The organism is Arenibacter flavimaris (assembly GCF_030291335.1).
Classification (GTDB): domain Bacteria; phylum Bacteroidota; class Bacteroidia; order Flavobacteriales; family Flavobacteriaceae; genus Arenibacter.
On record NZ_JASWIM010000001.1, the window covers coordinates 468611 to 494102 of the forward strand.

Sequence of the window (25492 nt, forward strand, 5' to 3'; positions counted from 1 at the left end):
ATATGGGCAACATTCGTATTACCAAACAGTTTAATTTTGAAACTGGACATGCCTTGTTCGGTTATGATGGTAAATGTAGAAATGTACATGGCCATAGTTATAAGCTTTCCGTAACGGTAATTGGGAGGCCTATTACCGATACTGCCCACGTAAAACTGGGAATGGTTATCGATTTTGGCGATTTAAAGAAAATTGTGAAGGAGGAGATTGTGGACCAATTTGATCACGCTACGGTTTTTAATAAAAATACCCCGCATGTGGAATTGGCCCAGGAACTAATGGATAGGGGGCACAATGTAATACTGGCCGACTATCAACCTACCAGTGAAAATATGGTTTTGGATTTTGCAGATAGAATTAGGGCCAGGTTGCCAAAAAATATCAGCCTACATTCTTTAAAGCTTCAAGAAACCGACTCTTCTTTTGCGGAATGGTATGCTTCAGATAATTAAAAAGGCCCTGGATGAAAACTATTGATGTTCCCGCGGGCAAAAAAATCTACTTTTCCAGTGATAATCATTTGGGGGCTCCTAGCAAGGAGCTTAGTTTTCCAAGGGAAAAGAAGTTTGTAGCGTGGTTGGATACTATTAAAGAAGATGCTGCCGCTATTTTTCTCCTAGGGGATCTATTTGATTTTTGGTTCGAATACAAAACGGTAGTGCCCAAAGGCTTTACCCGTACCTTTGGGAAATTGGCGGAAATCACAGATTCGGGCATTCCGGTGTACTATTTTGTGGGGAACCATGATTTATGGATGAACGGCTATTTTGAAGAGGAGCTGAATATTCCTGTTTATCACCAACCTCAATCCTTTCTTCTCAACGGAAAGTTGTTTTTAATTGGGCATGGGGATGGTCTAGGACCTGGGGACAAGGGATACAAACGGATGAAAAAGGTATTCACCAACCCAGTATCCAAATGGCTTTACAATTGGTTGCATCCAGATTTTGGGGTAAAATTGGCCCAGTATCTTTCAGTGAAGAACAAAATGATTTCCGGCGATGAGGATATAAAATTTTTGGGTGAGGAGAACGAATGGCTAGTATTGTACTGCAGGAGAAAACTGGAGCAGCAGCACTATGATTATTTTGTTTTTGGACATCGGCACCTGCCATTGGAAATACCTTTAAACGAAAAATCTACCTACGTAAATTTGGGGGATTGGATTTCCTATTTCACTTATGGCGAGTTTGACGGTTCTAGCTTGTCCCTTAAAAAATTTGATCCTTCCCAGAGCTGAAACGGAACGGATTATATAAAACACCCCAGAAAGATCGCAATATTTTTAACCTATCTTACTGCACGCTCAAAAAGTAAGGAATGGGCTACTATATTTTGTAGTTTGGGCCTGTTAAAGTTGTTTTTTATTGATGCCCAACAGGCATCAATAAATTAAATATGATAACTATTGTGTTCTTTTAGGTCCTTTAACTTCATTTGAAGGGCTATTTTACCTTGCCATTCGTTTTCATCCATTGTAAAAACAGCACTAACGGTCTTACTTGATACTGTAGGTAAATGTTTGCCCAAATTAAATCCGATCGCGTCAATTGCCGACCTCTTGGAGCCATTATTCTTGTCAAAAAGTTTACATTTTAAATGTTTTCCTTCTTGGCCAACTACTTTTGCATAACCAGTATCGTTTAGATTTTCTGTCATGAAGACAGGGGTCATATTTCCTGGACCAAAAGGAGCAAATTGTTTAATGATGCGCATTAATTTCGGAGTAATTTGATCCAAGCCGATAATTGCATCCACCATAATTTCTGGAGACATCAGCTTTGGATCCATGGTGTTGGCAACCACCTCCTCAAATTTGGATTTAAAGGCTTCGTAATTTTCTTCAAGTAAGGTGAGTCCGGCAGCATACATATGCCCGCCAAACTGTTCAATGATATCCGAACAACCTTCCAAGGCCTCATAAACGTCGAAACCTTTAATAGATCTGGCCGAGGCCGCTAATTTATTGCCGCTCTTTGTAAAGACCAAAGTGGGCCTGTAATAGGTTTCAATGAGGCGCGAGGCTACAATTCCTATCACCCCTTTATGCCAGGTTTCATTATATACGACCGAAGTAAAACCTTCTTCTTCTTTGTTTTCTTGGATCTGTAGCAGTGCCTCTTGGGCAATGATCTGGTCCAGGTTTCTTCGGTCTGTGTTGTATTTCTCTATTTCGGTGGCAAAAAATTGGGCACGTTCCAAATCGGTTTCCTTTAGCAGATTAACGGCGTGTTGCCCGTGCTCCATTCTTCCTGCTGCATTAATACGTGGTGCAATTATAAAAACTACATCGGTAATGGTAAGTACCTGTTTTTTTATCTGATTGATGATAGCCTTGAATCCGGCTCTAGGGTCTTGATTGATTACTTGAAGTCCCCAATAGGCCAACACCCTATTTTCTCCGGTAATAGGGACAATATCCGCACCTATGGCTGTGGCCACCAAATCGAGATAGGGAACTAAATCCTCAATAGTTTCCCCTTTTCTGCTTCCCAATGCCTGAATCAATTTAAACCCCACCCCACAACCGCACAATTCATCATAAGGATAGGAGCAATCCGCTCTTTTGGCATCCAATACAGCTACCGCATCGGGTAATGTATTTCCAGGTCTATGGTGGTCACATATAATAAAATCGATGCCTTTTTCTTTGGCATATTCAACCTTGTCAATGGCCTTAACACCACAATCCAGAGCAATTATTAAGGAAAACCCATTGTCCTCGGCAAAATCAATACCTTTAAAGGAGACTCCATAGCCCTCACTGTAGCGATCCGGAATATAGGTGGCTATGTTGGAATACGAACTTTCCAAGTAGGAGGATACCAGGGCTACCGCTGTAGTTCCATCCACGTCATAGTCCCCATAAATCAAAATATTTTCCTCTTGGGCTATAGCCTTTTCGATCCGTTCCACAGCCTTGTCCATATCCTTCATTAGGAAGGGATCATGAAGATGGGAAAGCTGGGGCCTGAAAAACCTTTTGGCATCATCGTAGTTGGCTATACCCCGCTGCAATAATAGTTGCGCAACCAAATCCTCCACATTTAACACAGTTGCCAAAGCATCTATTTGTGCTTGTTCGGGTTTTGGTTTAATGGTCCATCGCATGGTAATTACTCCTTTAGCCTAATTCTATTTTTGAATACTTCTTGGCCATCAACAACAACTTTGAGATAGTAGCGCATTTTGGGCAAATAAGAGAGGTCGTAAGTAAAAATACCTTTTTTAAAACCTAAATAAGTATGGGTCTCCACTATTTTGCTCTCATCCTCTTGCTGGGTAATAATGACCTGTACATCTTTTTCGTGGTTGGCAAAATAATCCAACGTTACCGGGCCCTGGGTTCTTGCCGGGAACATGTTAATGGACGGTTCGTTGTCCAAATGATAGCCAACACCGGGTTTTACCCTAAAGTTATAAATTATATGGCTCCCGAAGTCGGAATTGAAATGTTTTATGGCCTGCCCTAAGGTATCCAAAAGTTTAACGCTTCCATTACCATCTTTTGCCTTGAACCAAAACTCAAGTCCATCTCCTCCCTTGTCGGTTATCTTAAATGTATAGTTACCCTCCTGTAGCGTTAGGGTGTCCAAATACACGGTATTTGGTTTAAGTTCCAAACTATCCCTTTTAAACACCTCTTTTCCAAAGCTATTGGAAACGGAATAGGAATTCTGTCCCGGTTTGTTGTTGGTCTTAAAATAAATAATAGAGGATTCCGGTAAAATATTGGGTCTGGTGTAGACCGAACTCTTGGTGTTATCCGCTATAAATCCATCCCTTTTGCCATTCGGCCTTTTTAATTCCACAAAAAAGCGGGCCGATTCTTTATCACCGACTATTTCTTCAGGTAATGTTAGTAAGGCAGTTTCCCCAAATGGCACATTGCCATTCCAATTATATTTTTTAGGCTTTTGCCCTTCCAAGTAATACTTGACCACAAAGGATTTCAAATTGTCCTTGCCATTATTTTTTATCCGGATAACCGCTAAAGCTCCCGTTTCATTTTTTCTACTATGGATTTTCTCATTGGAAGGAGATATTATATCCACTAAACTAACGTCATTTTCTGCATTTATTTCTCCATATTCCAATACATAGGCAACTAAAAGCTCCTTGGCACTGGGCTTTTCCGTTTCATAGGGCTCCATATTGAGATCAATGGTATATTCCTTACCCGCATTTAGCTTAAATTCCACTTCATCTGGCTGTAGTAAATAACCGGGGCACCAATTGGCGCGGTCAAAGATCCAGGTTCCGGCTTGTGGATATAAAGGATTATCTCCACATTCCATCCATAATTGTTTTCTATCGATCACATTGCCGTTGTTCAGAATTTCCCGGTATTTGTCACAAAATTCCCCACAACCATTGGCATCCATTCCGTGTCCTGTCTGATGAATTTTTACTTTACCGAAAGTGGATTTGGTGTGGGCCTTTAGGGATATGGGTTGCAGGTGATTTTCTATAGGGTTGCTTTTATCCCCATAGCTGTAATTGCCATCGTAGATTTTATGTAAGGCCAGTTGCTCGGCAACAGGTGTTCCGTAGGTAATTTCAAAATCTACGGTAACTTTCCATCCGCGGCTTTTATTGTCTTCGTAGCCTGTATGTATATAATCTACTTCTAGGCTATCCCTTAAAATGGGGCTAAAATCGGTAATGTCCACCTTCCAGTCAAATCGCCAATCTTCTTGAAATCTTCCTCCATATGGGGTCAGCATTCTGGCAATCTCATAACTGATCGTGTCATTTTTTGGTCTCACTTTAATGTGGTCCACATAATCCCAATCCGCGCAGCGCATATTGTCCGGGCACTCAAAAGTAAGATTTAGCCAAATTTGTCTTATTTCCTTATCCTTGGAAGGAAAGGTAGTCCATCGCTTATAACTGTTTTCCCCCTTTGAGGGATCGGTAACAATGGTTTCCTGATTGTGGGAAATAATGTTTTCCGTATTTTGGGCTTGAACATTTTGAAGGGGCCATAAGAAACCACTTAATAGGAATAGTACTTTTTTGGTCATGGGAAAATGGTAAGCGTAATTATTCTTTATTGAAATATGTTTTGATCTCCAATTTTGAGAAGTGTCGGAACATTTCCATTACTCCACAATATTTTTCAACGGAAAGGTCAACTGCACGCTGCAATTTTTTTTCATTCAGGTTGATGCCTTTAAAATGATATTCTATTGACACCTTATCATAGTATTTGGGGTCCTCCTCCGTTAGGTTGGCAATAGTTTCAATTTTAAACTCTTCAACCTCCAATTTCATTTTTTTAATAAGGGAGGCCACATCCAGTCCCGAACAACCGGCTAGAGCGGTCAGCATGAGTGCTTTTGGTCTATAGCCCATACCTTCTCCCCCATTTTCAGGTGCTACATCTATAACTAGGTTGTTCCCTGAGGGATTATTGCTTTCAAAGGCCATATTACCAAGCCATTTGGTAGTGATTTGATTTGTCATGGAGGTGTTTTTTTCGTTACTTTTATAGGCCAAAAATACACATAATTCACGAACCATGTCCCTTGTAGCTCCCTTAGATTCCGAACATGATGCCGATACTAAAAAGTTGGCCGAATTTTTTAATGAAACGTTGGGTTTCTGTCCCAATTCTGTATTGACGATGCAACATCGGCCTGCTATTTCCAAGGCTTTTATAAATTTGAATATGGCGGTGATGACAAATGAAGGGAGGGTTAGTTCCGCATTGAAAAGAATGATGGCCTGGGTAAGCAGTAACGCCACCGGATGTCGTTATTGCCAAGCACATGCTATACGTGCTGCAGAACGATATGGGGCGGAACAGGAACAACTGGATAATATATGGGAATACAGGACACATTCTGCATTCTCAGAGGCAGAACGGGCAGCGCTAGACTTTGCATTGGCGGCTTCCCAAATACCTAATACCATGAATCCGAAAATTGAGAAGGCTCTGTATAAGTATTGGGACGAAGGAGAGATTGTGGAAATGCTGGGGGTTATTTCCTTGTTCGGCTTTTTAAATCGTTGGAACGATACCATGGCTACCAGCTTGGAGGAGGGTGCAATAGAGAGTGGTGAGCAGTATCTTGAAAAATATGGATGGGAAAAGGGAAAGCACATTTAGGGGAAATATTATTTGTTGCGATGTAGATGGCTTTATATCAATTCCAAATCGACTTTCGAAGGTCCGGGCTGGCTATTTTACGGAATAGTTTGTACACTTTTATGGCGCTATGTGAGGCTATTGGAAGGATCAATCCCAAAAGTTGTGTGTGAATTAGAAAAAGAAATAATCTACTATCTCATTTTTGTGTTCTGTTCATTTTTTGCATCGCCCAAAAAACGAACCAAAAAACGCTAGGCTGATTTTAAATTTCTTTAAATCTACGCACTTTCCACTGCCCCGGCGTCCAGGCCGCTTTCACTTGGGTGAAATGCTCTATGGACGCCTTCCACCTTCCAATGTGAAAACCACTTGATTTAAGACGAAATCGAAGATTCACGAAAACCTATAAAAAACCTGTCTGCCGAAGGCAGGCAATAATAACCACTTAAGTAAATTGAAAATAGGCCAGTCCTTTCGTTGCGTCAACCTTCATGTGGGGATAAGTCATTTTCCGTTATTAAAAACCTTTGGCATTGCCCTCAAGGTCTATGGTTTGGTCGTTCTTCTTCCGTCGTGGAGATGGCATGGCCGTTAAGAATTATTGAAGCCTTGGAAATAATTTAGGCCATGGCATCGGTCTTTAAAATCCAGAGATTTTAGGGACCACCTAGCGAAGAAGGGTCTTTTCTTTTGTTTCGTTTTATTCATTGCCTTTTTATTTTATAATAAGGTATTCATGAACCTCCTAGGTCGGTTTCATTGGACAAGCAAAGAAATCGAAGATTCACGAAAACCATTAAAAAACTATAAAAACCACTTGAGTAAAATGAAAGAATAATTTAATCATTGGTTTTACTAAATTGCTCCTATTAATTAAAACTGTTGCTCAAAAAAACACGACTGATCAAATTAATCCCTTTTTTTCATAAACACAACAATTGTTCCTGATCCTATTGGAATCCACAAATAAGGTATTGGAAATTACAGTTGATCTTTACAGATTTGACCAAAAATAAAAAGGTAGAGCATAGCTCTACCTTTTTCCCCAAATCTTACCATGAACTTAACCTACTTATGCTATGGTCCTCCAAAAGTATAGTAATATAAGCTTCGGGAAAAAGGTTTTAGATGAATGTCTCTTTAATAAGTTGAAATACGTCCTATTCGATAAACAGTAATTTATATAGGATGTAATACGGAGGGGGCTGTATGTAGGATTGGTACCAATAAAAAAGGTGGAGAAGTCTCCACCTTTTTTGCCCCAAATCTTACCATGAACTTAACCTACTTATGCTATGGCACTACTAATGTACATGTGCACAGCAGGTTTTTGATCAAAAAGACGTTAAAGAGTGTATTTCATCGATGAAGTGCATAAAAACCTACCCTTCATCGATGAAATGCTTAGTATGCGCGTTCGTTCTTACCTTCGAAAAAGTTAATAAATGCCCGGTTTACTACCCTGTTACCCCCAGGAGTAGGATAATTGCCGGTAAAGTACCAATCTCCCAAATTTTTAGGACAGGCCTCATGTAAGTTTTCAATATTTTGATAAATGACCTGAACTTGTGCTTTGATATCGGGCGGACTTAATAATTGCCCAATTTTATCGGAAATTTCATCTGCTGTAAAAGGGGAATAAAATTCCTTAACGTAATTTACAACCTCAGAATCCTGTGAGTTGGTTTGTTGCAAACATTTTTTGTAGATTTCCTCCACAAGGTGCATTGAGTTCCTTTCTTCATGAAGGGCCAAAGCCGCTTTAAATGCTACAAAATCCTCCAGTTTTGCCATATCTATTCCGTAACAATCAGGATAACGGATTTGTGGTGCGGAAGAGACCACTATAATTTTTTTAGGTAATAGTCGGTCCAAAATTCTAAGGATACTCTTTTGAAGGGTTGTTCCTCTAACGATGCTATCGTCTATGATTACCAAATTGTCATTTTCCTTCACAGATCCGTAGGAGATATCATAGACATGTGCAACCAAATCATCCCTACTGCTATCCTGGGTTATAAAGGTCCGCAATTTGGCATCTTTTATGGCCACTTTCTCTATCCTAGGCCTAACTTCCAAAATCTCGTGTAATTCTTCCCGTGTAATTTTTCTGCCAATAGAAAGAATCTGCTCTTCCTTCTTCTTGTTCATATAATTCTGTGCCGCGATTACCATTCCGAAAAAGGAAGTTTCTGCAGTATTGGGAATATATGAGAATACGGTATTTTTAATGTCGTTGTCTATTGATTTCAGGATCAGTGGGAAAAGTAGTTTCCCCAACATTTTTCTTTCCTGATAAATTTCCTTATCACTTCCTCTGGAGAAATAAATACGTTCAAAAGAACAGGCTTTTCTTTCGGTAGGTTCTAAAATTTTCTTGATTTTGACCTTGCCATTTTTTTTGATGATGATGGCGTGCCCGGGATCCAATTCCTTAACGTCTTCAAAGTTAACGTTGAAGACAGTCTGAATTGCCGGCCTTTCGGACGCCACCACTGCTATTTCATCGTCCTTGTAGTAATATGCAGGCCTAATTCCAGCAGGGTCCCTTAGAACAAAGGAATCACCGTGTCCCAAAAGACCGGCCATGGCATAACCTCCGTCAAAGTTTTTGGCTGCCCTTCTTAATATCTTGGCAACATTTAGTCTTTCGGCGATCAATGGAGAGGCCTCTCTCTTGTTAAAGCCTTCTTTTTTAATATCCTTATAGAGCTGTGCAACGGCATCGTCCAGAAAATGTCCAATTTTCTCCATGACCGTTACGGTATCGGCCTTTTCCTTGGGATGTTGCCCAATTTGTACAAGGTTGTCAAAAAGTTCGTTGACATTGGTCATGTTAAAATTTCCGGCAACGATCAAGTTTCGGTGCATCCAATTGTTTTGTCTTAAAAAGGGATGTACACTCTCAATGCTATTTTTGCCAAAGGTTCCGTATCGCACGTGACCCAAAAGTACTTCCCCTATATAAGGAATATGCTTTTTTTGTTTGGCTACATCATTGATATATTCCGGATTTTCCTTGAATGAAGTATTGATACGGTCATTTATTTGGGCAAAGATGTCCTGTATGGGTTGTTGGTCTATGGATCGTACACGGCTCATATACCGTTCGCCCGCCTCCATATCCAACTTAATACTGGCAAACCCGGCACCGTCTTGGCCACGGTTATGCTGTTTTTCCATCATCAAGTACATTTTGTTTACCCCGTAAAAGGCAGAACCGTACTTTTCTTGATAATATTCCAACGGCTTCAATAACCGAATCAGGGAAATTCCACATTCATGCTTAATAGCGTCGCTCATGGTAGCTCTAAATTAAAAATGCCCTGTAAAATTAGGGCATATATTTATTGTAATTCAATATCAAATTGGGTAAGCTCCTTAAACTGGAGCAACCTGTTGTTGACCTCTTTCTTATCTAATTGTTCCATTCTTTCGGTTCCAAAACGTTCAACACAGAAGGAAGCCAAATTGGAACCGTGTATAACCGCACTCTTCAAGTTGTTGAAACTTAAGTTTTTGGATTCCGCCAGATATCCGGCAAAACCTCCTGCAAAAGTATCTCCCGCACCTGTTGGATCAAAAACTTCCTCCAATGGCAATGCTGGTGCAAAAAACACCTGGGATTTATGAAATAGCAGAGCTCCGTGCTCCCCTTTTTTAATCACCACAAATCTAGGGCCCATTAATTGTATTTTTTCAGCCGCTTTTACCAAGGAGTGCTCTCCGGTCAGCTGTCTGGCTTCCTCATCGTTAATGGTGATTACATCTATATGTTTTACAACTTCCTTCAACTCTTCAAGGGCATGGTCCATCCAAAAGTTCATGGTATCCAATACTATCAACTTTGGTCGTTCTGCCATCTGATTAATTACACTCAGCTGGGTGTCTGGATGCAAATTCCCCAACATCAACACCTCCGCGTCCTTAAAATTGTCGGGAACTACCGGGGCAAAGTCGGCAAGTACGTTCAGTTCGGTAGATAAGGTATCCCTGGAATTAAGATCGTTGTGATATTTGCCGCTCCAAAAGAAGGTTTTGCCACCTTTAATGACTTGTAAGCCGGAGATATCTATATTTTTTTTGGTTAAAAGATCCAAATAATCTTGCGGAAAATCTTCACCTACTACAGAAACAATGGCCGATTTCACCTTAAATTGGGAAGCGGCCAAACCAATAAAGGTGGCTGCCCCTCCCAAAATTTTATCGGTCTTGCCGAAAGGGGTTTCTATAGCGTCAAATGCAACGGTTCCTACGATTAAAAGTTTGCCCATTAAATTTCGAAATTTGCAGCAAAGATATGTTTTTGAACTGCCAATTCCACAGCATTGGAAATCAAATTTTAAAAAATGATGATATTCCTATTTTCTTCCGAAATCGGCAGGAATTTCACCCCAGGCCTTGGTTTCCCATTTAACTATGGTTGTGCTGTAAGTGTTTTTTTCGAGCCAGGAAATGGCGCGCCTAACCAAATCGAATACCACTTTGTTTTCGGGGGTCTCGGGTAATTTGGAGTTGCAGCTTTTTTTTCGGACCCAGCTCATGGCCGTTTTGGAATCCGTATAAATTATTTTATCGCTATTCTGTTGCTTCAAAAAAGCCAGTCCATGTACCAGGGCCAAAAACTCGCCTATATTATTGGTGCCTTGCTTAAACGGCCCTTGCTTAAAGAGCTCTTTTTTGGTTTTGGTATCTACCCCTCGGTATTCCATAATACCTGGATTACCACTTGAGGCGGCATCTACCGATATGGAATGGTAATTGGGCTTACCTATTTTATCAATTTGTTCCTTGCTGAGCGTGGAGGAAGTAATTTTTTTGCCCTTATAATCTTCATACTTGCCGTTGTAGGCCTTTTTTGCAGCCTCAAATGTTGTGAACGATTTGTACTGTGCCCCCTTGTAGTTGGTGATGGCCGCTTTGCAGTCTTTCCAGCTAGTGTATATTCCCGGTCGACTTCCTTTCCAAACGGTGTAGAATTTATCTTTTTTGGCCATTATGTTTCCATTAAAACCTGTTCTATCACCTTAGGGAAATGCTCATATTCCAAACGATGCACCTTTTCGGCTATCATCGCCGGACTGTCGGTAGGGTCCAAACCAACCTTGGCCTGTTTAATGATGGCTCCTTCGTCATAATTCCCGTTTACATAATGAATGGTTATGCCCGTTTCCGTTTCATTATTGTTTTTTACCGCTTCATGTACATGCATACCGTACATTCCTTTACCGCCGTATTTGGGAAGTAATGCGGGGTGAATGTTAATAATTTTATTGGGAAAACTGCTTATAAGATTATCTGGAATTTTCCACAGAAATCCTGCCAGAACAATAAGGTCTGGGTTTAGGGATTTAAGGATGTTTGGAACGCAGTCCGAACCATAAAAGGAATGCCTGTTGAAGTACAAGGCGCTCAAATTTAATCGGTTACACCTTTCAAAAACTTTGGCATCCTTTTTATTGGATAGCACACAGCTTATGGATACCTCAAGGTTTTTACGAAAATACTGCTCTATATTTTCAACGTTGGAACCAGATCCGGAAGCAAATAGGACAATCCTTTTCATGTATTATTTTGGGGTTATGGCAGAAAATTATTTTGGGCTAAAATAGTACTCTTGTATTTAATTTTATTAAATTACATCACATTTTAACGACAAATAGTGTTATTAAACCAAAGTTTTTTATTTTTGCCTTCAATTTAAATTTTTAAAACCGATATTATTATGTCAGACATTGCATCAAGAGTAAAAGCTATCATCGTAGATAAATTAGGTGTTGATGAGAACGAAGTTGTAACCGAGGCTAGCTTTACCAACGACCTAGGGGCAGATTCATTGGATACTGTTGAGTTGATAATGGAGTTCGAAAAAGAATTTGATATTCAAATTCCGGACGATCAAGCAGAAAACATTGCTACAGTTGGTCAAGCTATAAGTTATATAGAAGAAGCCAAGTAATTTTATGATTTCTTGAACAAGTTTCAAAATTATCCATGTGGTAAAGACGCTGCATGGATAATTTTTTTTAATTTACACCTAACTTAAGAAGTTAAACAAAATTTTAGTTCAATGCAATTAAAGCGAGTTGTAGTTACTGGTCTAGGGGCTTTGACACCTATTGGCAATAATATAGAAGAGTATTGGGAAGGCCTGAAGAGCGGAAAAAGTGGTTCGGCCCCTATTACTTATTATGATACAGAGAAGTTTAAAGTAAAATTTGCATGCGAATTAAAGAACTATAATGCCGAAGATTATTTTGATAGAAAAGAGGCCCGTAAGTTGGATAGGTTTGCCCAATATGCGCTTATTTCTTCCGATGAGGCCATAAAGGACTCAGGATTGGATCTTGACAAGATAGATAAGTTTCGGACGGGAGTAATCTGGGGAGCAGGTATTGGGGGATTGGAAACCTTTCAGAACGAAGTTCTAAATTTTGCGGCGGGTGATGGTACACCACGGTTTAACCCGTTCTTTATCCCAAAAATGATTGCGGATATTGCCCCTGGACATATTTCTATAAAACATGGTTTTATGGGTCCCAATTACACTACAGTATCGGCTTGTGCATCCTCTGCCAACGCTATTATCGATGCCTTGAACACTATTCGCTTGGGGTATTGTGATGTGGTGGTCACTGGGGGAAGTGAGGCAGCGGTAACCATTGCCGGAATGGGAGGTTTTGGTGCAATGCATGCACTTTCCACTCGTAATGAAAGCCCTGAAACGGCTTCCAGACCTTTTGATGCCACAAGGGACGGTTTTGTTCTTGGGGAAGGAGCGGGAGCTTTGATACTTGAAGAATATGAGCATGCCAAGGCAAGAGGAGCTAAAATATACGCCGAAGTTGCTGGTGGTGGACTGTCCAGTGATGCATATCATATGACGGCACCGCATCCGGATGGAATTGGGGTGGTACGTGTAATGGAGAATTGTTTAAAGGATGCAGGGTTAATACCAGAGGATGTGGATAGTATAAATACCCATGGAACCTCTACACCTTTAGGTGATGTAGCCGAATTAAAGGCCATATCCAAAGTTTTTGGAAAGCATGCGCCCGACATTAATATAAATTCTACCAAATCTATGACAGGGCATCTTTTAGGTGCTGCAGGCGCCATTGAGGCCATTGCCTCCATTTTGGCCATGGAACATGGTTTGGTACCCCCAACCATTAACCATTCTACGGTAGATGAGAATATCGACCCTAAATTAAACCTTACCCTTAACAAGGCACAAAAAAGAGAGGTAAATGTTGCACTGAGCAATACTTTCGGATTTGGGGGGCATAATGCATGTGTAATTTTTAAAAAAATTAGCTAATTCATATTATGAACGCTCTTTCCAATTTATTTAATTCCCATTCAAAAAAGGATGGGGATTTTTTTTTGGGAATGAAAAAAATTTTGGGTTTTAAGCCCAAAAACCTAGAGGTTTATCAAAAAGCGTTCGTACATCGTTCCGCCAACAGGAAGGATAAAGCGGGTTTCCCAATGAATTATGAGCGTCTGGAATTTTTAGGGGATGCCATGTTGGGAACCATAATCTCCAAACATTTATACAGTATTGTTCCGGACGGGGACGAGGGATACCTCACCAAAATGAGATCTAAAATTGTAAGTAGGGAGCACCTCAATGAACTGGGGAAGGATCTTAGACTAATCGATTTTGTGGAGAGTAGAATTCCTAAATCGCGCTTTGGCGACAATATCCACGGAAATGTTTTTGAAGCTTTGGTAGGGGCCATTTATTTGGATAGAGGGTATAAATACTGTGAAAAGTTTATAAACAAAAGAATTATAGAACCTTATGTGGACATTGAACAATTGGAGGGTAAGGTTATAAGCTATAAAAGCTTGGTAATAGAATGGTGCCAAAAACAAAAAAAATCCTTTAATTACGATATTTACGAGGACACGGGAAATGATGTTGTTAAACATTTTGCCGTTAAATTGTCCATTGGGGGCAAAATTGTGGCCAAAGCTAGGGCAACCTCCAAAAAAAAGGCAGAAGAACGGGCTTCCAAAAGAGCTTATTTTGCCTTACAGGATAAAATGGACAAATCCAATGAGTGAAAAACCGGAAATTAACGGATCAATGTTAAAATTTGGATAGAAAACCGGACAATTGGCTTAGGGTTCTAAAATTTTATTAAACTCCAACGTTTTCGTAGTCTGAACAACGTTTTATACTTGGAATGGATAGGCTAGTTTCGTTATTAATCCTATATTTACGGCTTTCACGGAAAGTATGGCAGCGATACACAAAATTTCGGAAGATTTTTATGAAGAAACCTTTACTTTAATCGCTTTGCACAGCAGTATAGAAGATTTTATGCTGGTATACGCACTTAATTCTTGTCTTAAAACGAAGTTGAAGAGGTCTGTGAACGATTTGGATTTATCGCAAAGTGGCTCTTTCCCAATTTTTGATTGGAGAGACGAAGTAAATGATCGCAATTACACATTTGTCAGTAATAATGATGTAAAGGAAGAAGTGTCTAGTGTAGGAAACCTATTTCAGGATCAGCCAACATTCACAAAATATCATTTGGTTCCTGAATATAAGGATGTGGACTATTTTTTAAAAATAGAACACGACGAATTGGATGTGGAAGAAACAATTTTAAAGTCTGTACTAACTATCCCGAAGGTCATCACGGCCTATTTAGTGGATGCAAGTAAACTAAAATCTAAAAATAATTTAATATTTTAAAATAATGCCAATAAATAAAAAGACAAAAATAGTAGCAACCCTAGGACCAGCAACTAGTACGAAGAGTGTTCTTAAGGACATGATTGAGGCTGGAGTGGATGTCTTTAGGATAAACTTTTCCCATGCCGATTATAAGGACGTTACAGAACGTATACAGATGATCCGGGAGTTGAACGAGGAATTGGGTACTTATACTTCTATTCTGGCCGATTTACAAGGACCAAAATTAAGGGTTGGGGTAATGGCCAGTGAAGTGGTAGTTGCCCCAGGGGACGAAATAACTTTTGTTACAGGGAAACCTTTTGAAGGAAATGCGGAGAAGGTGTATATGAACTACACCAATTTTCCAAAAGATGTTAAAGCGGGTGAACGAATCTTATTGGATGATGGAAAGTTAATGTTCCAAGTAATTTCAACCAATTCCAAAGATGAAGTTAGGGCTAAAGTGATCCAAGGTGGGCCTTTGAAGTCCAAAAAGGGGGTGAACCTACCCAACACCAACATCTCTTTACCGGCACTAACGGAAAAGGATATTAAGGATGCTATTTTTGCGGTATCACAAGATGTGGATTGGATAGCACTTTCCTTTGTAAGGTTTAGTCAGGATTTAATAGACCTACAGAATATTATCAAGGAACATTCTGAGCACAAAATTCCAATTATTGCAAAAATTGAAAAGCCGGAAGCAGTAGAGAACATTGATAAGATTGTTGCCTATTGTGATGGATTGATGGTTGCTAGAGGAGATTTGGGTGTGGAGGTTCCGGCTCAGGAGGTGCCCCTAATTCAAAAACAATTGGTGTTAAGAGCCAAAAAAGCGAGAATACCGGTAATTATTGCCACCCAGATGATGGAAACAATGATTACAAGTCTTACCCCTACCCGTGCGGAGGTGAATGATGTTGCCAACTCGGTAATGGATGGTGCAGATGCCGTAATGCTTTCCGGGGAGACTTCCGTTGGAAATTATCCTGTTCAGGTTATACAAAAAATGTCCAGCATCCTGGAAAGTGTGGAAAATTCAGAATTGATTAAGGTACCACATGAGCCACCACAGGTTAGAACCAATAGATATATTACCAAATCCATTTGTTACCATGCCGCCAATATGGCCAATGAAATTAAGGCCAAGGCAATATCTACCTTGACCAATAGTGGTTATACCGCTTTTCAAATATCGGCGTGGAGACCTAAGGCCCATATATTGGTATTTACCTCCAATAAGAGGATCCTTACGCAACTTAACCTGTTGTGGGGAGTAAAGGCCTTTTATTATGATAAATACGTGTCTACGGACGAAACAATTGAGGATGTCAATAAGATGGCATGTCAGAAAGGGTTTTTAGAGGTAGGGGATATGCTGATAAGTTTGGCGGCCATGCCTATAAAGGATAAAGGTATGGTAAATACCCTACGTGTATCACAAATAGAAAGCTGCGATTTTTAGAACTTAATTCCGACCATATTTTATAGGGCCTGTCTGTTTTTTAACCGGACAGGTCTTTTTTTATCGCTATAAGTCGAATTTTAGTTGTACGGTAAGTTCTTTTTGTTCCAAGGGTTCATTTTTTTCCGTATTTAAATTGGACAGGGAAATTCCTAATAGACGCACGGAATTTTCCAATTTTTCTTGATAGAGCAATTCTTGGGTAGTTTCCAATATCAAGGATTTATCAGCAATATAATAGGGAAGGGTCTTACTCCGTGTTTGAAGGGTGAAATCGCTATATTTTATCTTTAAGGTAACCGTTTTTCCTGATAACTTTGATTTCTTTAGGCGCTTTTCCAATTCTGTGACAATATTCTCCAACCGCTGGAGCATAAAGACCTCACTACTCAGGTTTTCCTCAAATGTACGTTCCGCACCCACCGATTTCGGGATTCTATTGGGTTTTACCTCACTATTGTGTATTCCTCTAACTACATGGTAATAGTAATCCCCGCTTTTGCCAAAATTCTCCTTTAGAAATTCCACAGACTTCAGCTTAAGATCCTTCCCTGTAAAAATACCGAGATGATACATTTTATCGGCCGTGACTTTCCCTACACCATAAAATTTTCTAATTTCCAAGTCTTCCAAAAAAGATATAACTTCTTCTGGATTCACCGTTTTTTGACCATTGGGCTTGTTGTAATCACTGGCAACTTTGGCCAGGAATTTATTGATGGATATTCCTGCCGATGCGGTAAGGCCCACTTCGTCAAAAATGCGCTGTCTTATTTCCATTGCTATAAGCGAAGCCGAGGGATTGCCTTTTTTATTGGTGGTTACGTCCAAATAGGCCTCATCCAAGGAAAGGGGTTCCACCAAATCTGTATAATCGAAAAAAATAGTTCTAATTTTAAGGGAAATCTCTTTATAACGTTCAAAACGAGGTGGTACAAATATTAGGTCAGGACAGTTCCTTTTGGCCAAATAACCACTCATGGCGCTGCGCACCCCAAATTTCCTGGCCTCGTAACTGGCGGCCGAAACCACCCCCCTTTTTTCGGCCCCGCCAACTGCCACAGGCTTTCCCTTTAAAGCAGGGTTGTCCATTTGTTCCACGGAGGCGTAAAACGCATCCATATCCACATGGATTATTTTTCGTTGTGGGAAATCCAATTTCATAACGTAAATTTATAACAAGTTGGCGCTATATGGCCCCAACTAAAATGTTAAACATCCTAAATGGGTAAGGAACAATTTGGATTAAAGGAGAAAACCGCCATTATATTGGGCGCTACTGGCTTAACAGGAGGGTTTTTGTTGCAGATGTTGCTCAAGGATGAACGCTATATAAGAATAAAACTATTTACCAGAAGCAGTATTGGATTTTCCCATCCAAAATTGGAGGAGCATATAGTAGACCTTCTTACATTGGAAAGTTATAAGAATGATTTTCTAGCGGATGAGGTCTTTTGTTGTATTGGTACTACCAAAGCAAAAACCCCCGATACCGAAATGTACAGGAGAATAGATTTTGGGATACCTGTTACGGCAGCCAAAATTTGTAGGGATAAAGGTATTAATACATTTTTGGTCATCTCTGCTATGGGAGCCAATTCCAAAAGCGGTGTTAACTACAATAGGATAAAAGGGGAAATGGAAGAGGCTGTTTTAAAGTGTGGCATCCCCAACACCTATATTTTACAGCCATCGTTGATAGGTGGCAAGCGGGACGAGAAACGGATAGGGGAATGGATTGCCAAACAGTTTATGAAAGTTCTTGATTATATACTTGTAGGACCTTTGGAAAAATATAGATCCATAGATCCAGAAGTTATTGCTACTGCCATGGTTTGGTTGGCCAACAATAACTATGAAAAAACAAGAATCCAGTCCGATGAAATTAGGAATATTTACCAGGAACTTTCAAAGTGAGCTAGTTAACCAATTTTTATAAATGATAGAAATAGAGCGAAAATTTTTAGTGAAGTCGGAAGATTTCAAATCGGACGCTATTAAAAATGAAAGAATTGTTCAAGGGTTTTTAAATACGGACCCCCTAAGAACTGTAAGGGTCAGAATCAAGGGAGACAAGGGGTTTATTACAGTGAAGGGAAAGGGCAACCAAAGTGGAACCACGCGTTTTGAATGGGAAAAGGAAATAGCTGTCAAAGAAGCCGATGCCTTGATACTATTATCGGAACCTGGGGTCATAGATAAGGTGAGGTACTATATTGAAGTAGGGAGGCACATTTATGAAGTGGATGAATTCCTAGGGGACAATTCGGGATTGATAGTTGCGGAAATTGAATTGGAAGACGAGGCTGAGGACTTTTTAAAGCCAAGTTGGCTAGGACAGGAGGTTACGGCAGATATCAAATATTACAATTCACAGTTGAGCAAAAACCCTTTTAAGACATGGAAAAAATAAGGTTCTTATGTGTTATTTTGTTATTGGGACTGTTATTTTCCTGTAAAGCCTCGGGAGAGGTGGCAAGTGTAAAAATAGACCAGCAACTTGCTGAATCAGAGCTTCCCGTGGCCCAATTGAAGAAGCGTTTGGAAGCACAAGGGTTTCAGACTTTCAATTATATAGATGAAAAAACCATGGACACCATCTTGATGCAGCAATATTTTATAGCCTTTTTAAAGAGTGGTCCAAATCGCTCCCAATCCAAGGCAGAGGCAGATAGTCTACAGGCCTTGCATTTAGCCCATTTGGGAAGTATGTACGAGCAGGGCTATGCCGATATTTCCGGTCCTTTTGGTGATAATGGGGATATACGTGGTATTACCATCTACAATGTGCCGACCCAAGAAATGGCAGATAGTCTGGCCAATATGGACCCCATGGTCAAGTCAGGACGCTTGGCGATAGAAATACACCCATGGTGGGCAGCAAAGGGATATAAACTAAGATAGTTTGGAGGCATAAGCTTGGGTTGCTATACCTCTAAGATTGTTAATGACAAGATGTTCCAAAAGTTCCGTACTGCTGTACTTGTCAAAGAGATTGTTGCTTGAAAAAAGCACGTATTCCAGTCGGTTTAAATATAATAGGGAAGTTAGTTCCAAATTGACGTTCATTCTTATTTGCCCCTTAATTTGAGCCTGTTGTAACAGATCAAAAACGCAATCATGTATTTCCTTTACCCTAAATTCATTGAATAGTTCATTGGCACGTGGATAGTATTTTTGTAAACCCAATAAAAATGACGGACTGAACTTTTTAAGATTATTCAACCCTATCCGGTAAATTGAAATAACACCTTGGATAGGGTTGTTTTTTTCTCTTTTTCTTGCCTCTGTTATCTCAGTCTGTACACCTGTCAATAGGTATTTGAGACTTTCCTGAACAATTTCTTCCTTGCTCGAAAAATACCTATAGATCGTTTTTTTTGAGATGCCCATTTCATGGGCCAGGTCATCCAGGGTAAATCGTTTGCTTCCAAATTTTAAAAATTTGGAAATGGCAAATTCTAAAAATTCTTCCTGATTCTCCATGGCCTGTAAATTTGCCTTCTATTTCCAGCCACCACCCAAGGCGCGATACAATTCTACTGTAGCCGATAATTGGAATAGTTTATTGGTAATAAGATTTAATTCGGCACTCAATGCACTTTGTCTAGCTGTTAACAGATCCAAATAGTTGGCGTAACCATTTTTTAACAACTCTTCAGAATTACTTTCTGCTTTGCGCAAGGCTTCCACTTCATTTTTTCTAAACTCGAATTTCTTGGTTTCAGCTTCATACGAAAACAACGCATTGGACACTTCGCTACCTGCTACCAATAAGGTTTTCTTAAAATTTAAGAAGGAACTTTCTTGATTCGCAAGAGCCACTTCTTTTTGTGTCTTTAGTTTTCTTTGGTTTAAAAGTGGTTGTGTTAATCCGCCAACTACTGTTGCAAATAGTGAGTTTGCATTAAGTAGATTGTCTAACTCCAAACTTTGCAAACCTCCTGAAGCAGTTAGGGTCAGGGAAGGATAGAAGCTACTTTTGGCCACATTGGTCAACTCAAAATCTTTAATTAGGGCATATTCTGCAGCCATAACGTCCGGCCTGTTTCTTAGCAATCTCCCAGGTACACCCAGCTCTATTTCCTGATCAATACTTTGATTGTCCAATCTACTTCTTTCAAACTCTTGGGGTGCTTTACCAAGTAAAATGCTCAATGTATTTTCTGCTTTGAAAATAGCGGCCTCAATATCTATTTGTAGGGCTCTGGCGCTATTGTACTGCGCTATGTTTTGGTCTACTGCCACCTGGGTTACTTGTCCGGCTTCTTTTAAGGCTTTAATGGTTTCAACACCACTTTTCCTGGTTGCTATGGTTTGCTTTGTTACCTCCAACTGTGCATCCAAAGCCAATAGGTTGTAATAGGTATTTGCAATGTTGGAAATCAATTGTGTTTTTACAGCTTGATGTCCAGCAACACTTTGTAGATAATCTGCCTGTGATGCTCTTTTATTGCTTCTTATTTTTCCCCAAATATCGGCTTCCCAAGATAACTTGGCAGTAATATCGTAAGTGTCCAAACCTCCACTAAATATAGAACCGAACTGACTGTTCTCTGAATATTCCTGATGGGTATAGTTGGGACCCGCACTCAATGTTGGCAAATAACCTGCTTTCCCTTGTTTTGCGTAGGCTTCGGCAGCTATCATTTGCTGAATAGCGATTCGAATGTCCATATTGTTTTGCAGACCCTCCTCTATATATTGTTCAAGATATTGATCTTTGAACAAATCTTTCCAAGATAGGTCTGCTATGGAAACACTATCTGTTGGAAGGTTTTCGGTTCTAAAAAGCGCTTTGGTTTCTATCTCCGGCCTTACATAATCCCGTGCAACAAAACAACTTTGTAATGTGATGGCAACTAATAGTAAAAGTGTGCCTTTACCTAAATTTTTATGTGATATAATTGATTTCATTGTTCTTAATCTTCTAAAGTTTGTACTGCGGGTTTACTAGAAACTTTTTCTTGTAGCCACTGAAATAATATAAATAGTATTGGGATTACAAAGACACCTAAAATGGTTCCTATTAGCATGCCTCCTGCAGCACCGGTACCAATAGAATTGTTTCCTTCTGCCCCTACGCCATTTGCCAATACTAATGGCATTAATCCTAGGATAAAGGCAAATGAGGTCATTAATATTGGACGTAAACGGGCCTTGGCTCCGTGGATAGCGGCATCAACAATACTCTCGCCATTTTTTCGTCTTTGTAATGCAAACTCTACAATTAGGATGGCGTTTTTAGCCAGCAATCCTATTAGCATGATTAAGGCAATTTGGAAGTAAATATTATTTTCAAGTCCAAAAAACTTCGTGCTTATATAGGCGCCAAATACACCGAAGGGTAATGATAAAACTACTGCAAATGGTAATAAGTAGCTTTCGTACTGTGCACTCAATAAGAAATACACAAATAGAATACTTAATATAAAAATAAAGGTGGTTTGGTTTCCTGCATTCACCTCTTCGCGTGTTAAACCGGAATAGGCAACGGTATAATTACTGGGAAGTTTTGCAACCTCCTCCTCAATAACCCTAATGGCATCACCTGTACTAAATCCGGGGTTTGTTGCACCTGTGATACTGGTGGAATTAAATAAGTTGAAACGCGTTACCGATTGGGGTCCATAAACACGTTTTAGATTTACAAACTGTGTAATTGGTGTCATTTCCCCCGTGTTGGTTCTCACGTACATACTGTTCAAGGCACTTTCATCTGCCCTGTCTTCTGGTAAGGCCTGTATGTAGACCCTAAATTGTTTTCCGAATCGTGAAAAATCCGATGCATAAATTCCTCCAATGTATCCTTGTAGCGTGGAAAAGATGCTGGTTATGGAAACTCCCTTTTCTTTTGCTAAGGGTACATTCACCTCCATTTCGTATTGGGGGTAATTGGTATTAAATGCAGAGGTTGCGTATTTTATTTCCGGCCGTTGCATTAAGGCCATGGTAAAATCATTTTTAACCTTATCCAAATCCGAAAACTCTCCTCCAAACTTATCCAATAAATTTATCTCGAAACCTGCGGAGTTACCAAAACCGCGGATACTAGGTGGTGAAAAGAAAATAATATTGGCATCAGGAATAGTGGCTGCTATACCAAATAATTTTCCTGTAATGGCCTGTGCAGATAAGGCTTCATCCTTACGTTCGCCCCAATCCTTAAGTTTTATAATCCCAAACCCAAAGTTACTTCCCGATCCACTAATTATACTTCTACCTTTAATAAAGTTAACGGCTACAATACCATCCATACCGTCTATTTTGTCGAATAATTTTCTTGCAACGGCATCTGTTCTATCCAAAGAAGCCCCTGGTGGTAATTCAATATTTGCGAAAATAATCCCTCTATCCTCATTAGGGACAAAACCTGTTGGAGTTGTTGTTGATGCCCAATAAATACCAACAACCGCGATGATCAATAGTAAAACAGAAACAAATTTTCTTTTGTATAAAAACTGAAGTGATTTACCATATCTATCTACTGTGGCATTAAAGCCACGATTGAATAAAGTGTAAAAGCGTTTTAAAGGACTTTTTCCCTTTAATTCTTCGTCCCCCTTGTGTCCTTTTAGTAATAGGGCACACAATGCCGGGCTTAATGTTAAAGCATTTACTGCAGAAATAAGGATGGCAATAATTAAGGTAACACCAAATTGCTCATAAAATACACCTGTTGGCCCCGTTACAAATGTCACCGGAATAAATACCGCAGCCATTACAAGGGTAATTGAAATAATGGCTCCTGAAATTTCGTTCATGGCTGTTAGGGTCGCTTTTTTGGGATTGTGTTCCCCGTTGTCCATCTTGGCATGAACAGCTTCAACAACAACAATGGCATCATCTACCACTATACCAATGGCAAGTACCAAGGCGAATAGTGTTAATAAGTTGATGGAATAGCCAAAAACATTCAAGAAGAAGAAGGTACCAATAATGGAAACCGGTACTGCAATTGCTGGAATTAGCGTAGAACGAAAATCTTGTAAGAAGATAAATACCACTAAGAAAACCAATAAAAAGGCTTCCAATAAGGTGGTTACTACCTTATCAATAGACGCATTTAAGAATAAACTTGTGTCGTAGGGTACAAAAATGTCCAAGCCTTCAGGAAGGTCACTTTTAACCGATTCCAAAGTAACTTTAATATTCTCAATAATTTCTTGGGCGTTGGAACCCTTTGTTTGAAAGATTCCCATGAACACGGCTGGATGGCCCTTGCTCATCGCATTCGCCGCGTAGGATTGTGCATCCAGTTCAATGGTAGCAACATCTTTTAGACGTAAAAACTCCCCGTCTCCCAATGCTTTGATTACAATATCGCTGTATTGGCTTTCGTCCTTAAAACGTCCGCTATAGGTTAATGTATATGAAAACGATTCGCCATTATTCTGACCTAAGGAACCAGCGGCCGCTTCTAAATTTTGCTCTGCCAATGCTGCAGAAATATCTGAAGGAATTAAACCATAAGATGCTAACTTTTCTGGATTTAGCCAGATTCGCATGGCATAGTCCTGTTGTGAGAACACACTAACATCTCCAACACCACTAATACGCTGCATTGCCGGAATAACGTTAATTTTAAGGTAATTCTGAATAAAGGTAGCATCATAATCTTCGCTTTCAGAATACATGGAAATAAACATTAATGCACTCGTTTCTTGCTTTTGTGTTGTTACCCCGGTTTGGGTTACCTCTTGAGGTAATAAAGGGGTTGCCCTTGCTACACGGTTTTGCACATTGACGGCTGCAATATCTGCATCAATTTCTTGATTGAAATAAACGGTAATTTCTGCAGCACCTGTATTGGATGCGGTAGAGGTTAGGTAGGTCATACCTTCCACACCATTAATCTGTTCTTCAATTGGAATAATGACACTTTCCAAAACGGTCTCGGCATTGGCTCCAGTATAATTGGCAGTAACTTTAATAGTTGGTGGCGCAATATCCGGGTATTCCTCTATGGGTAAGCTAGTAATACTTATAATTCCTAGTAAAACTATGATAATAGAGATTACCGTTGAAAGAACGGGTCTTTCAATAAATGTTTTTAACATGGCTACTATTTTTGTTAGTTGGGGACTAGTTTTTAAATAATGTTGCTACGGGTTGAATGGCATCTTCAAAAGAAGTTTCTTGAGGGATAATGGCCATTCCGTTTCTTAGTTTGCCTACACCCGATACTATAATTTTGTCATTGTCATCTACACCAGAGTCAACAACATATAAGTTACCTACCGTTCCCTTTATTTTTACAATGGAAGTTTCTACCTTGTTGTCGGCCCCAAGCTTAAATATCATTATGTTTCCTTGTTGCTCAAAAGTGGCTGATTGAGGTACTACTATAGCGTCTTTATATTCTATAGGGAATCTTATTTTACCGCTATTTCCATTGGTTAAGATTTCGTTTGGATTGTTAAAAGCGGCTCTAATTTTTATGGTTCCGGTACTTTGATTTACTTGGCCTGTACTGGTTTGAATACGTCCTTTTTCCGAATAAATTTTACCGTTGGCCAAAACCAGACTTAAATCTGGGGAATTTTTAATACGTTCTGCTTTACTTTTTCCTTCGGAATTTTGTAAATGGTCTATGTATTGTGCTTCATTGAAACTAAAAAATGCATATACCTGGTCAATTTCACTAACTGTTGTTAGCGGGGTAGCGTCATTTGGACTTATTAAGGCACCTTCTCTAAAGTTTATGGCACCAACATAACCATCAATAGGACTTTTAATGGTGGCATAGCCAATGTTTGCTGAAACTCCGCTATAACTGGCCTTGGCCTGTGCTAAATTGGCTTTGGCGGTTTCCAACTGAACTGGACTAATAATGTTTTTTTCTACAAGGGGGATCAATTTGTCTACCTCCACTTGTGCTACATTAACACGTGCTTTTGCCGCAACCGCATCTTGATTTAAAGCTTGTGTTTCCAATTTAAAAAGCACTTGTCCCTTTTTTACTTTTTGACCTTCATCTACGTATACTTTTTCAATATATCCCGAGGTTTTGGCCCTTACATCACTGTTTACCCTACCCTCAATGGTTGCGGGATAATCTATATATCCTGTTACGGTCTTATGTTCCACTTGTGATACCGGAAAAGGTAGTAATGGCGGGGCTTGTTGTGCCGCAGCAGCGTTTTCTTGTTTGCTGCCACAGCTCACAATAACTAAGAATAAACTTAGTCCTAGAATGGTATATAATTTATTATTCTTCATTTTTTAGTTGAGT

Annotated in this window: 23 protein-coding genes; 11 read left to right on the top strand and 12 right to left on the bottom strand. The window is 39.7% G+C overall.

Going from position 1 to position 25492, the window contains the following annotated elements; genetic code table 11:
- Positions 1 to 2 precede the first annotated feature (2 nt).
- Entirely contained in the window at positions 3 to 452 is a 450-nt protein-coding gene (locus QSE00_RS01835; RefSeq protein ID WP_286104680.1) for a 6-pyruvoyl trahydropterin synthase family protein, read from the top strand.
- Between the two features lie 11 nt (positions 453 to 463).
- On the top strand, positions 464 to 1240 hold the full coding sequence (locus QSE00_RS01840) for a UDP-2,3-diacylglucosamine diphosphatase (protein ID WP_181422793.1): 777 nt from the start codon (positions 464 to 466) through the stop codon (positions 1238 to 1240).
- Between the two features lie 152 nt (positions 1241 to 1392).
- Here the strand turns inward: QSE00_RS01840 and recJ are convergent, their stop codons facing one another.
- The 3 genes from recJ to QSE00_RS01855 are packed head-to-tail and all read right to left on the bottom strand — an operon-like array spanning position 1393 to position 5469.
- On the bottom strand, positions 1393 to 3111 hold the full coding sequence (recJ, locus tag QSE00_RS01845) for a single-stranded-DNA-specific exonuclease RecJ (protein WP_286104681.1): 1719 nt from the start codon (positions 3109 to 3111) through the stop codon (positions 1393 to 1395).
- Positions 3112 to 3116: 5 nt separating this feature from the next.
- On the bottom strand, positions 3117 to 5027 hold the full coding sequence (locus QSE00_RS01850) for a peptide-N-glycosidase F-related protein (protein ID WP_286104682.1): 1911 nt from the start codon (positions 5025 to 5027) through the stop codon (positions 3117 to 3119).
- A 19-nt stretch (positions 5028 to 5046) separates the two neighbouring features.
- Positions 5047 to 5469: an OsmC family protein gene (locus QSE00_RS01855; protein WP_110354780.1), complete on the bottom strand. Its 423-nt coding sequence runs from the start codon at positions 5467 to 5469 to the stop codon at positions 5047 to 5049.
- A gap of 55 nt (positions 5470 to 5524) precedes the next feature.
- On the opposite strand from QSE00_RS01855, the gene QSE00_RS01860 reads away from it, so the two are divergent.
- Positions 5525 to 6115, top strand: a complete 591-nt coding sequence (locus QSE00_RS01860) for a carboxymuconolactone decarboxylase family protein (RefSeq protein ID WP_286104683.1) — start codon at positions 5525 to 5527, stop codon at positions 6113 to 6115.
- Positions 6116 to 7501: 1386 nt separating this feature from the next.
- Here QSE00_RS01860 and QSE00_RS01865 read toward each other — a convergent pair.
- From QSE00_RS01865 to purN, 4 genes are all read right to left on the bottom strand, one after another.
- Entirely contained in the window at positions 7502 to 9400 is a 1899-nt protein-coding gene (locus tag QSE00_RS01865; protein ID WP_110354361.1) for an amidophosphoribosyltransferase, read from the bottom strand.
- A gap of 44 nt (positions 9401 to 9444) precedes the next feature.
- Positions 9445 to 10371, bottom strand: a complete 927-nt coding sequence (locus tag QSE00_RS01870) for a PfkB family carbohydrate kinase (RefSeq protein WP_110354362.1) — start codon at positions 10369 to 10371, stop codon at positions 9445 to 9447.
- Between the two features lie 87 nt (positions 10372 to 10458).
- On the bottom strand, positions 10459 to 11094 hold the full coding sequence (locus QSE00_RS01875; protein ID WP_286104684.1) for a ribonuclease H family protein: 636 nt from the start codon (positions 11092 to 11094) through the stop codon (positions 10459 to 10461).
- A complete protein-coding gene (gene purN / locus QSE00_RS01880; protein WP_286104685.1) occupies positions 11094 to 11663 on the bottom strand; it encodes a phosphoribosylglycinamide formyltransferase in 570 nt (189 codons plus the stop codon). The genes QSE00_RS01875 and purN overlap by 1 nt, the downstream gene beginning before the upstream one ends.
- 159 nt (positions 11664 to 11822) lie before the next feature.
- On the opposite strand from purN, the gene QSE00_RS01885 reads away from it, so the two are divergent.
- The 5 genes from QSE00_RS01885 (at position 11823) to pyk (ending at position 16257) form a co-directional block, all read left to right on the top strand.
- Positions 11823 to 12056: an acyl carrier protein gene (locus QSE00_RS01885; protein WP_008269813.1), complete on the top strand. Its 234-nt coding sequence runs from the start codon at positions 11823 to 11825 to the stop codon at positions 12054 to 12056.
- Between the two features lie 111 nt (positions 12057 to 12167).
- The gene (gene fabF, locus QSE00_RS01890; RefSeq protein WP_286104686.1) at positions 12168 to 13418 is read left to right on the top strand and encodes a beta-ketoacyl-ACP synthase II; all 1251 of its coding nucleotides are present in this window, start codon (positions 12168 to 12170) and stop codon (positions 13416 to 13418) included.
- Positions 13419 to 13426: 8 nt separating this feature from the next.
- Positions 13427 to 14170, top strand: a complete 744-nt coding sequence (gene rnc / locus QSE00_RS01895; protein ID WP_286104687.1) for a ribonuclease III — start codon at positions 13427 to 13429, stop codon at positions 14168 to 14170.
- Positions 14171 to 14345: 175 nt separating this feature from the next.
- Positions 14346 to 14810: an IPExxxVDY family protein gene (locus QSE00_RS01900; protein WP_110354367.1), complete on the top strand. Its 465-nt coding sequence runs from the start codon at positions 14346 to 14348 to the stop codon at positions 14808 to 14810.
- 4 nt (positions 14811 to 14814) lie between these two features.
- Positions 14815 to 16257 (top strand): pyruvate kinase, encoded by a 1443-nt coding sequence (gene pyk, locus QSE00_RS01905; protein WP_110354368.1) that lies wholly within the window; start codon positions 14815 to 14817, stop codon positions 16255 to 16257.
- Between the two features lie 66 nt (positions 16258 to 16323).
- On the opposite strand, the gene dinB is transcribed toward pyk, so the two are convergent.
- Entirely contained in the window at positions 16324 to 17421 is a 1098-nt protein-coding gene (dinB, locus tag QSE00_RS01910) for a DNA polymerase IV (RefSeq protein ID WP_110354369.1), read from the bottom strand.
- Positions 17422 to 17481: 60 nt separating this feature from the next.
- Between dinB and QSE00_RS01915 the strand changes: the two genes are divergently transcribed.
- Genes QSE00_RS01915 through QSE00_RS01925 form a run of 3 tightly spaced genes read left to right on the top strand, consistent with a single transcriptional unit; the run spans position 17482 to position 19161 of the window.
- Entirely contained in the window at positions 17482 to 18174 is a 693-nt protein-coding gene (locus QSE00_RS01915; RefSeq protein ID WP_286104688.1) for a Rossmann-fold NAD(P)-binding domain-containing protein, read from the top strand.
- A 22-nt stretch (positions 18175 to 18196) separates the two neighbouring features.
- Entirely contained in the window at positions 18197 to 18670 is a 474-nt protein-coding gene (locus QSE00_RS01920) for a CYTH domain-containing protein (protein ID WP_286104689.1), read from the top strand.
- Positions 18658 to 19161, top strand: coding sequence for a YciI family protein (locus QSE00_RS01925; protein WP_286104690.1), 504 nt, complete (start codon positions 18658 to 18660; stop codon positions 19159 to 19161). The genes QSE00_RS01920 and QSE00_RS01925 overlap by 13 nt, the downstream gene beginning before the upstream one ends.
- Here QSE00_RS01925 and QSE00_RS01930 read toward each other — a convergent pair.
- From QSE00_RS01930 to QSE00_RS01945, 4 genes are read right to left on the bottom strand one after another with little or no spacing between them, the layout of a single operon-like run.
- Positions 19153 to 19743 carry a TetR/AcrR family transcriptional regulator gene (locus tag QSE00_RS01930; protein WP_286104691.1) on the bottom strand — a complete coding sequence of 197 codons (591 nt, stop codon included), beginning with the start codon at positions 19741 to 19743 and terminating at the stop codon, positions 19153 to 19155. The two genes, QSE00_RS01925 and QSE00_RS01930, sit on opposite strands and share 9 nt — an antisense overlap.
- An 18-nt stretch (positions 19744 to 19761) precedes the next feature.
- Positions 19762 to 21174: an efflux transporter outer membrane subunit gene (locus QSE00_RS01935; RefSeq protein WP_286104692.1), complete on the bottom strand. Its 1413-nt coding sequence runs from the start codon at positions 21172 to 21174 to the stop codon at positions 19762 to 19764.
- Between the two features lie 5 nt (positions 21175 to 21179).
- The gene (locus QSE00_RS01940) at positions 21180 to 24317 is read right to left on the bottom strand and encodes an efflux RND transporter permease subunit (RefSeq protein WP_286104693.1); all 3138 of its coding nucleotides are present in this window, start codon (positions 24315 to 24317) and stop codon (positions 21180 to 21182) included.
- Between the two features lie 25 nt (positions 24318 to 24342).
- Positions 24343 to 25479 carry an efflux RND transporter periplasmic adaptor subunit gene (locus QSE00_RS01945; protein WP_110354376.1) on the bottom strand — a complete coding sequence of 379 codons (1137 nt, stop codon included), beginning with the start codon at positions 25477 to 25479 and terminating at the stop codon, positions 24343 to 24345.
- Positions 25480 to 25492: the final 13 nt, after the last annotated feature.